The sequence below is a fragment of the Flavihumibacter sp. CACIAM 22H1 genome (assembly GCF_001601815.1).
Classification (GTDB): Bacteria; Bacteroidota; Bacteroidia; order Chitinophagales; family Chitinophagaceae; genus Flavihumibacter.
On record NZ_LUKG01000049.1, the window covers coordinates 1 to 9,658 of the forward strand.

Below are 9,658 nucleotides of genomic sequence, written 5' to 3' on the forward strand. Positions count from 1 at the left end.
GTGTAGAATAAAACGATGTTATCTTTTCCATATAAATGAAACAGGTCATGCCCGGGAGGAATTTGTTGTAGCCCTACTGCTGCTTTGCCCGAATGATAGGTTGCTACAAACTTCAACTTATTGCCATTTTTATGGGCTTCTTCAAATATAGTTTTGAAATGCTCTTCTTCCTGTAACATACTGGAATAGAAGTCTTCCACTGAGCCCTGCATGCAGGAAGCTGGTAAAAAACGATGATTTGTGATCGCCTCCATTTCCAGTTGTTCACCGGCTTCCCGGGCAAGGATCATTATTTTTCGCATTACGTCTATGCCACTTAAATCCAACCTTGGGTCGGGTTCTGTATAGCCTTCCTCCTGCGCTTTCCGAACAATTTCAGCAAAGGGGCGGGTGCCATCGTAATGATTGAAAACATAGTTCAATGTGCCACTGAGCACTGCTTCAATCCTATTCACTTTATCGCCGCTTTTCAGCAGGTCATTCAGGGTGCCAATAACGGGAAGACCGGCGCCTACATTTGTTTCAAATAGAAAACCGGTATTGTTGCTCCTGGCTTTATCTTTTAGTTCGCGGTAATACGCATAGGGAGAGGAGCAGGCTATTTTATTACAGGCCACCACAGCGCAGCTTTTTTCCAGCAGCCTGGGATATACACCCGCCACAAGATCGCTTGCTGTAATGTCTACGAACACCGTATTTCTAAGATTTTTTTCAATAATCCCCTCTACGAAATCATCTATGGTACCATCAATGCTTTTTTCGAGCTGGTTTTTCCAGTCAGATAAATCGATGGCATCCTCGCTGATAAGGTATTTTTTTGAATTAGCCAGTCCAACTACTCTTAACTGCAGCCGGTTATGGTGTAATAAATATTGTTGTTGCTGATAAACCTGTTGCAGCAAACGACTGCCTACATTTCCAACGCCACTGATGAATAGATTAACTTGTTTCAGGCTGGTTTCAAAAAACTCTTCGTGCAGCAGGTTAATCGCTTTCCGTACATCGGCAGTTGAAATAACGGCTGAAATATTTCGTTCCGAAGATCCCTGTGCAATGGCTCGTACATTTACCCCGTTTCGTCCTAGTGCACCGAATAATTTTCCGCTTATGCCGGGCTGGCTTTTCATTTGTTCACCTACCAGTGCCACAATGGAAAGTCCTTTTTCAATTTCAAGCGGTTCTACTTTTTGTAGACTGATTTCCGGTGCAAAGGCTTCATCCACCGATTTTTTTGCTTTTTCCGCGGCGGCTTCATCCACCCCCACACAAATAGAATGTTCGGAAGAACCCTGGGTAATCAGGATTACGTTAATCTGTTCTGCGGAAAGCGCTTCAAATAAGCGGCGCGAAAAGCCAGGTACGCCTACCATTCCACTGCCTTCCAGGCTTAACAGCGCTAGTTTGTTGATGCTTGAGATTCCTCTTACGGGGTTTCCATTACGGTATCCTTCCTGCTGAATACAGGTGCCCGGGTCTTTGGGGGCAAAGGTGTTTTTTATCCAGATCGGAATCTGTTTATTCATTACCGGCTGAATCGTGGGCGGATAAATGACTTTTGCACCAAAATGGGATAATTCCATGGCTTCCTGGTAAGAAATAGTTGGAATTACTTTTGCGTTTGGTACCCATCTTGGATCGGCCGTCATCATTCCGCTTACATCTGTCCATATTTCAAGTACTTCAGCATCCAGGCAGGCAGCTGCAATGGCAGCGGTATAATCTGATCCGCCTCTTCCAAGTGTGGTGGTAACAGCTTCCGGATTGGAAGCAATAAATCCTGGCATAACCACGTGAGCGGTTGTCAGCTCCTGTTTTGCTGTCAGGAATTGCGAAGTGGTAGTACTGAAGTTGACGGTTGCATTTCCGAAATCGGAATTGGTGCGAATGAGTTTTCGGCTATCCCACCAGGTGGTGGCAATTCCCCTGGATTGAAAAGCAGCGGCAATGATCTGTGAAGAAATCAGTTCGCCATAGCTAACCAGCTTATCTTTTGTTCTTGCGGTGGTTTCACCAAGAAGAAAAATACCGTTGCATAAGTCTTCTACATCGTTACAGAGTTTCTTAACTGCACTGAGATAGCTACTTTGTTGTTGTATTGGAATCAATTGCTTAACGGCATTCAGGTGTCTGCCGGTTAATTGCTGAATTAATTCCTTGTATTGCTCATCACCCTGCGAAGCCAGAAGCCCGCATTGCAACAGGCTGTCGGTGGTTCCGCTGAACGCAGATACCACGGTAACTACGGTGTTGCTTTTGATTTTTTCTGAAACAATGGAGATCACTTCCTGGATGGCTTCCGGACTGCCCACTGAAGTACCGCCGAATTTTAATACCTGCATAAAATGGATAAAAAATAAACAAACTTGATTGGTAAAAAACAGGGAAACCCTGATGAAAAACAGCCCGAAGGCCCATGGCATAATATGGTACGTTACAACCCTTAACGGGTTGTAATAATGGTGGTAGTGGTTGTGGTGGAAGCCACAAGCCTGGAACTAATTTGATATGTAGACGACGCTGCCATTAATTATCAGGGCATGAAATTACCAATCGTACTTTTTATAACAAGCGTTAGTTTGATTTTTTTTTAGGAACCATGGGTTCGTCCTTCAAAGTGCGCCTGATTTGGTATATTCATGGCTCGATTGCTGCCTATAACCAACGAATAAATAATTCCATATGGCCAATATTGACCCGGCAGCCCTTCAACAGTTTAAGAGTGAAGTTGCGCTGAAGTTTCAATTGTATAACAGTCTTTTTACGTCGCTGCCTTTTCACCGGATCGAAAAAACCGGTATCCTGCTGTCCGTTTTATTAAATGTGTGCGAGGAAGGCTATAAAAAGAAAAAAAGTCCGCTGCAGATTCTGGATGAATTCTTTGCCAGTCATACAAGTTTTCGAACCGAACAGGAGAGAACCGATCTGCTGTTTCGTTTTGTACAATACGTAGAACGTCAGGTAGTATTATTTGATGCCCTGGAAGATGCGGCTTTCAGCAAAATCAACGATTTTTCAGGCCCGGGTACATTGAAACAACTTATTTCTTTTTTACAGCAACAGGAGCAGAATAAGGGCGACCTGGTAAAAGATCCATTTTGTGTACGTATGGTATTAACTGCCCATCCTACCCAGTTCTACCCGGGATCTGTATTGGGTATTATTCATGATTTATCCAAAGCATTGCAGGAGAACAATACGTCGCTGGTAAACAGCTACCTGCAGCAACTGGGTAAAACGCCGTTCTTTAAAAAACAGAAACCAACCCCTTATGATGAGGCTACCAGCCTCATCTGGTACCTGGATAATGTGTTTTATCCGGCTGTTGGAAAAATTCTTTCTTATGCAGCCAGCGAGCTTTCTGGTTACCTGAATACAGACCAACCGCTGTTGCATATGGGTTTCTGGCCGGGCGGTGACCGGGACGGAAATCCCTTTGTTACCGCTGATACCACGCAACAGGTAGCAGCTGCCTTACGTAACAGCATTATTAAGCAGTATTACCTGGATGTTCGGAGGCTTAAACGCCGCCTAACCTTTAAGGAAACTGATCAGTTGATAGCAGACCTGGAGAAGCAATTGTTCAATGAAGTGTTTGGGGAACAACCCACCAGAAGTTTAAGTGCAGAGGAAATGATTCAGCAGCTTCAACAGGTACGTGACACTATTGTTCTGCAACACAATGGCCTTTTTGCAGACCGGGTTGATAACCTGATTCAAAAAATCAAGGCATTCGGGCTCTTTTATGCATCGCTTGATGTTCGGCAGGATAGTTCTGTTCATGAAGCGTTCTTTGAGGTAATTGCCGAGCAGACAGCGGCCTTTCCACAGCCCTACAGTTTGCTGGAGCCCCAGCAAAAACTGGAGATCCTGGGTGGCTTATCTGCCCTCAAAACAATCCCTGTATTCAAAACCCCGGTACACCAGGATACATTGGAATCGGTAAATGTAATTGCCAGGATACAGCAGGAGAATGGAGAAATCGGCTGTCATCGTTATATCATAAGCCATTGTACCAGTGCTGCCAATGTAATGGAGGTATATGGCCTGTTTTTATTGGGGGGATGGAAAAAAGAAACGCTGAATATAGATATAGTACCGCTTTTCGAAACCATCGATGACCTGCAGCAGGCTGGTGAAATTATGGAAACCCTCTATCGTTTGCCTGTATACAGGAAACATCTGGCATTACGGAAAAACCGGCAAACCATTATGCTGGGCTTTTCGGATGGCACTAAAGACGGAGGTTACCTGATGGCCAACTACAGCATTCTCCAGGCAAAAAAAGCGCTTACTGCCTTATCTGAAAAATACGAGGTGGATGTGCTGTTCTTTGATGGACGGGGAGGCCCGCCTGCCCGTGGAGGTGGAAAAACGCATAAGTTTTATGCATCGATGGGTAAGGATGTATCCAGTAAAGAAATACAGTTAACCATACAGGGGCAAACGATCAGCTCTAATTTTGGAACCATTGATGCTGCCCAGTTTAATATGGAACAGTTGCTGAATGCTGGCCTGACGGCAGCTGTTAAACACAGTCTTAAGCCAACTTTGGATGAAGAGCAGGATTCTTTATTAAAGCAACTGGCCAGTGATGGCTTTACGGCTTATTCCTCGCTAAAAAACAACCCCGCGTTTCTGGATTATTTATCACATGCCAGTGCACTTCGGTTTTATGCAGCCACTAATATTGGCTCCCGTCCGGCTAAACGGGGAACCGCTACCCGCCTGAGTTTAAATGATCTCCGCGCCATTCCTTTTGTGGGCGCCTGGAGTCAGTTAAAACAGAATGTTACGGGCTATTATGGCGTGGGTACCGCACTTCAACTGGCAGAACAGCGGGGCGATTGGAAAAAAGTGAAAGATATGTACCAGCAGTCGCTTTTCTTTAAAACCCTGATGGATAACTGTGAAATGGCAATGTTGAAATGTTATTTTCCGTTAACCAGTCACCTGGCAGAGCATAAGGAATTCGGAGAGATCTGGCACATGATTTACAGCGAGTATGAGCGTACACGTAAATACGTTCTATTGCTATCCGGGCGCTCCGATTTGATGGCAGATTACCCGGTAGAACAATTATCTGTTTCAATGCGTGAAAGAATAGTTCTGCCCTTAACAACTATTCAGCAATATGCAATAACGCGGGTTCGGGAGCTGGAAGCGGCAGGCTTGGCACAGGCCAAAAGTGCTGAGCTGAAAGCTAGTTATGAAAAGCTGGTGATGCGTTGTTCTTTCGGAATCATCAATGCAGGAAGGAATTCGGCATAATAATAAAAAAAGTCCCCCGTAGAAACGGGGGACGCTCAACGATTGCTTGCCATATGTGAAACAGTGATTAGAAGCTATAGATAGCGGCCAGCAGGAAACTTCCGGCTGATTTCTTTGCGCTACCATTTGCATCGGTATAAATTTCTTCGCTTGCGTTTTCGATACGGAATTCAGGAATAAAGGTTAGTCCACCTACTTTAAAGTTTGCAGATAGGGTAGTAGCCAATAAATTGGCGCCGTCTGTAACATTGGTGGGTATCTTAAACTGATTTTTATCACTGAAATACTCACCTCTTAAGGTCAGGCCAAACCAGGGTTTAGGATCGAGGTTCAAATAGAGGGCAGATCCCCACCAGGATTTTCCGCTGGCATTTTTTTCACCATCCCAGGTTTGGGTGGTATTTATTGTACCATTATAGCCAATGCTGAACTTATCAGATACGGCTGCGGTCATTACCAGGTCAAATTGATTGGTTTTAGAGGTATCGGGGTTTTTACCGCCGACATAATTCAGGTAGAATTTCAGGTTATCATTAGCCGCAAAACTATATTGAGCCAGCAGGAATTTCCGGTTTATCAGGTCAGAAGGTGGAACCCGGTAATCGGTAGCATTGGAAATTCCAATCATGAAGCCACTTTTTCCTTTGGATAATTCTGCTTTCAAACCGGTATGGGAAAACGGGCCGTTCGAGAACATATAGGACATACTGTAGTTCCGGTTCAATTGCGGATCTACCAGTTCATAGCCAACATGGGTAGCCCAGGTTCCGGCAGTAAATTTTAACCAGTCGGTGGGGGAATAGCTAATGTACAATTGTTTGATGGCCTGTGTAATGCCTTCATCGGTATAGGTAAATTCTTTTGCACGGGGGCCAAATCCCAGGTCTAGTACAACCCCGATTTTTTCTCCCTGATGCTCCGCTTTCAGGCTGGCCATACCCAATGAAAAGGCGTTATGGGTATTGGTAAAGCTGGTGCGGTTGTTACCGGCCTGTTTGCCGAAATCATAGCGATAGTAAACGTCTGCCGAACCGGAGAAGCTGATTAAGGGTTTTTTTTCTTCCGGGGCGGCGGCTGTTGCTTCGGCAGCTGTTTCAGAGGTGGAGGACTCGGCAGTTTGGGCGTAGGAAAGTGTAATGCACGATAGTGCTATACCTGTTGCAAATAATTTTTGTAACATTGTAGAACATTTTAAGTGTTAAGGGAAGGGTACGGCGGTAAACTTGTATCAGAAGTTTACCAATATGCTGTACCTTTTTCTAATTTCTGCCCGTCTCGTATCGTATCAGGAGAGAAACAGTCAGTTTTGGTAATCGATTAGATTTCGGAAAGCTCTTCTTCTTTCAGTTTTCCGTTATTATGTACGAGCAGTGTTCCCTGCAGGTATTTTTCGTTGTGCTGCGTTGCATCCAGTCCCAGTTCTTCTTCTTCTGAACTAACCCGTAAAGGCAGGAGGAAGTTGATGAATTTGAAGATGAGGTAAGAAACTACGAAGCTGTAAGTAACCGCAATCAGCATTGCTTTTAACTGGGTAAGGAAGAATGCTCCATTTCCATAAAACAACCCGTTTTGTCCGGCGCTGTTAACAGCTGTGGTAGCAAATACACCGGTCATCAGCATACCTACCATACCACCTACACCATGGCAGGGGAATACGTCCAGGGTATCATCGAGGGAAGATTTTTGTTTGTAATAAACAACAATATTAGAGATCAGTGCTGCAACAACTCCGATGAAAATACTTTGTGGAACACCAACAAAACCGGCAGCGGGTGTAATGGCAACCAGGCCAACTACTGCGCCGATACAGAATCCGATTACGGAAGGTTTTTTACCACGCATAACATCAAAGAACATCCAGCTGCAACCAGCGGCTCCTGCTGCAATATTGGTAGTTACAAAGGCGGAAACTGCCAGTGCGTTGGCGCCCAGTGCAGAACCTGCATTGAAACCAAACCAGCCAAACCACAGTAAACCGGTTCCTATCAAAACATAAGGAATATTTGCAGGAGGAATTTCTTTATGCTCCATATGTACCTGCCGGCGTTTTAATACCAATGCACCTGCCAGGGCTGCACAGCCAGCAGAAATATGTACCACGGTACCACCGGCGAAATCCAGCGCACCCATTTTGAAGAGGAAACCATCTGCATGCCAGCTCATGTGTGCAAGCGGTGCATATACGAGTATAGCAAACAGAACGATGAAAAGGATATACGATGTAAAGCGTATTCTTTCTGCCACAGCTCCTACCACCAGTCCGGGGGTAATGATAGCAAACATTAACTGGAATACGGCAAATAGTGATTTTGGAATGCCACCTACGGGATCGCCACTGTTTACCCCTTTCCAGAACATATGTGTAAAGGGATTGCCGATAAATCCTCCGATGGATTCGCCAAAGCAAAGGCTATAGCCAAAAAATACCCATAACACACTCACTACTCCGGCAGCTACCACACTCTTTATCATGGTAGAGATCACATTTTTACGATGTACCATTCCGCCATAAAAGAAAGCCAGGCCGGGGGTCATCAAAAATACCAGCGCAGATGCTACGAGGATCCAGGCAATATCCGCTCCGTTATACACTTTGTCGGGGTCAGCAAAATCTGCTACGGTGGGCGTGAACAACGCCGCAACAGATACTGCAGCAAGAACCAGGAAGGGTGCTACCTGTTTGATCGTCAGTTTACTCATTTCAGTTGGTTTTAATAACATTAAGAAAATAATAACTATAAACTATTTATCTAAAGTAGCTATTAAAACGATATTAAATGGTTGAATATATACACATATAAATAAATATAATGTTATTTATTGAACGGCGTTTATCTGGGCAAACCTAAAAACCGGAGTCTTGTTTTGAACAATCATTCAATTATTTGAAAATCAAATTGTTACAATTTTTACTTTTTCTACTCCAATAGATGAAATGTTATATACAGAAATGCAGGCCGGGAAAAATCAAGAAAATAAAATTTTATTTAGTAAAATAAAAAAAGCGGCCAAAAGCCGCTTTTTAACAAATATGTATAAAAAATATTATGTGATTAGAATGCCATAGATAAAACAGCATCTTTTGTTTCCAGTACAGACTGTCCCATCAGGTATTCATCTACTTTACGGGCACATTCTCTTCCTTCACTGATTGCCCATACCACCAGGCTTTGTCCCCGGCGCATATCCCCGGCAGTAAACACTTTAGGAATATTGGTTTGATAGGCTTTTTCGCTTGCCCGCACATTTCCTCTTTCATCGAGTTCAACACCCATTTCTTCCAGCAACCCTTTGTGTTGGGGGTGTAAAAAGCCCATTGCCAGGAAAGCCATTTCACAAGGAATTTCCCGTACACTACCTTCTACTTCTTTAAACTGGGCAGGGCGTCCGTCTGAACCGGATGTCCATTCCAGGTCAACAATCTGAAGGGCGCGGAGATTGCCTTCCGCATCTCCAATAAAGGATTTAGTAGCAATTGCCCACTGGCGTTCGCAACCTTCTTCATGCGAAGTAGAGGTTTTCAATACCATTGGGTAAGAAGGCCAGGGCATATAATCTGTACGTTTTTCAGGCGGCTTTGGTAATAACTCGAATTGAGTTATGGAAATTGCTCCGTGGCGATTGGAGGTACCCACGCAATCGCTTCCGGTATCACCTCCACCGATAACTACTACATTTTTTCCTGTAGCCAGCAACTGCTCTGCGTAGATATTGCTTTCAATGTCTCTGAATGCCAGGGGATCGGCATTATAGTTTCGCTTATTTTGTTGTTTCAGGAAATCCATTGCAAAATGAACGCCTTTGAGTTCGCGCCCGGGTATAGCCAGGTCACGTGGAACCGTTGAACCTCCTGCAAGAACAATTGCCTGGTATTCTCGCAACAAATCATTTACCCGAACATTTACACCAACATTGGAATGGCATTTGAAAACAACCCCTTCTTCTTCCAGTAAGGCAATGCGGCGTTCAACCACCCATTTTTCCAGCTTGAAATCGGGGATTCCATAACGCAGCAAACCACCTGGTTTTTCATCGCGCTCATATACCGTAACCTGGTGTCCGGCATAATTCAATTGTGCGGCGGCAGCCAATCCTGCCGGACCGGAACCGATAACCGCTACTTTTTTACCCGTACGAAGGGTCGGTTTTTTGGGTTTAACCAACCCTTTTTCAAAAGCAATTTCTATTATATGTTTTTCAATTTCCTCTATGGTAATTGCTGGTTGATTAATGCCCAGTACACAGGCTGTTTCGCAGGGAGCGGGGCAAATTCTTCCGGTAAACTCCGGGAAATTATTTGTTGAGCTCAGGATGTCGAATGCTTCTTCCCAATTTTTCCTGTAAACGGCATCGTTGAATTCCGGAATAACATTTCCTAAAGGACATCCGC

At 44.4% G+C, this 9,658-nt stretch carries 5 protein-coding genes; 1 reads left to right on the plus strand and 4 read right to left on the minus strand.

Features of this window, described 5'->3' with window-relative positions; genetic code table 11:
* A partial coding sequence (gene thrA / locus A1D16_RS13660; RefSeq protein ID WP_290710411.1) for a bifunctional aspartate kinase/homoserine dehydrogenase I occupies window positions 1–2,339 on the minus strand: 2,339 nt, incomplete at its 3' end.
* Window positions 2,340–2,679: 340 nt separating this feature from the next.
* Here thrA and A1D16_RS13665 point away from each other — a divergent pair.
* Complete coding sequence (locus A1D16_RS13665) at window positions 2,680–5,268, plus strand: phosphoenolpyruvate carboxylase (RefSeq protein ID WP_290710413.1); 2,589 nt, start codon at window positions 2,680–2,682, stop codon at window positions 5,266–5,268.
* A 67-nt stretch (window positions 5,269–5,335) separates the two neighbouring features.
* Here the strand turns inward: A1D16_RS13665 and A1D16_RS13670 are convergent, their stop codons facing one another.
* The 3 genes from A1D16_RS13670 to A1D16_RS13680 all read right to left on the minus strand — a co-directional run.
* Window positions 5,336–6,448: an outer membrane beta-barrel protein gene (locus A1D16_RS13670; RefSeq protein ID WP_290710415.1), complete on the minus strand. Its 1,113-nt coding sequence runs from the start codon at window positions 6,446–6,448 to the stop codon at window positions 5,336–5,338.
* A 137-nt stretch (window positions 6,449–6,585) separates the two neighbouring features.
* The gene (locus A1D16_RS13675) at window positions 6,586–7,968 is read right to left on the minus strand and encodes an ammonium transporter (protein ID WP_290710417.1); all 1,383 of its coding nucleotides are present in this window, start codon (window positions 7,966–7,968) and stop codon (window positions 6,586–6,588) included.
* Between the two features lie 353 nt (window positions 7,969–8,321).
* Window positions 8,322–9,658, minus strand: a 1,337-nt coding sequence (locus A1D16_RS13680) for a glutamate synthase subunit beta (RefSeq protein ID WP_290710419.1), incomplete at its 5' end; no start/stop codon positions are given.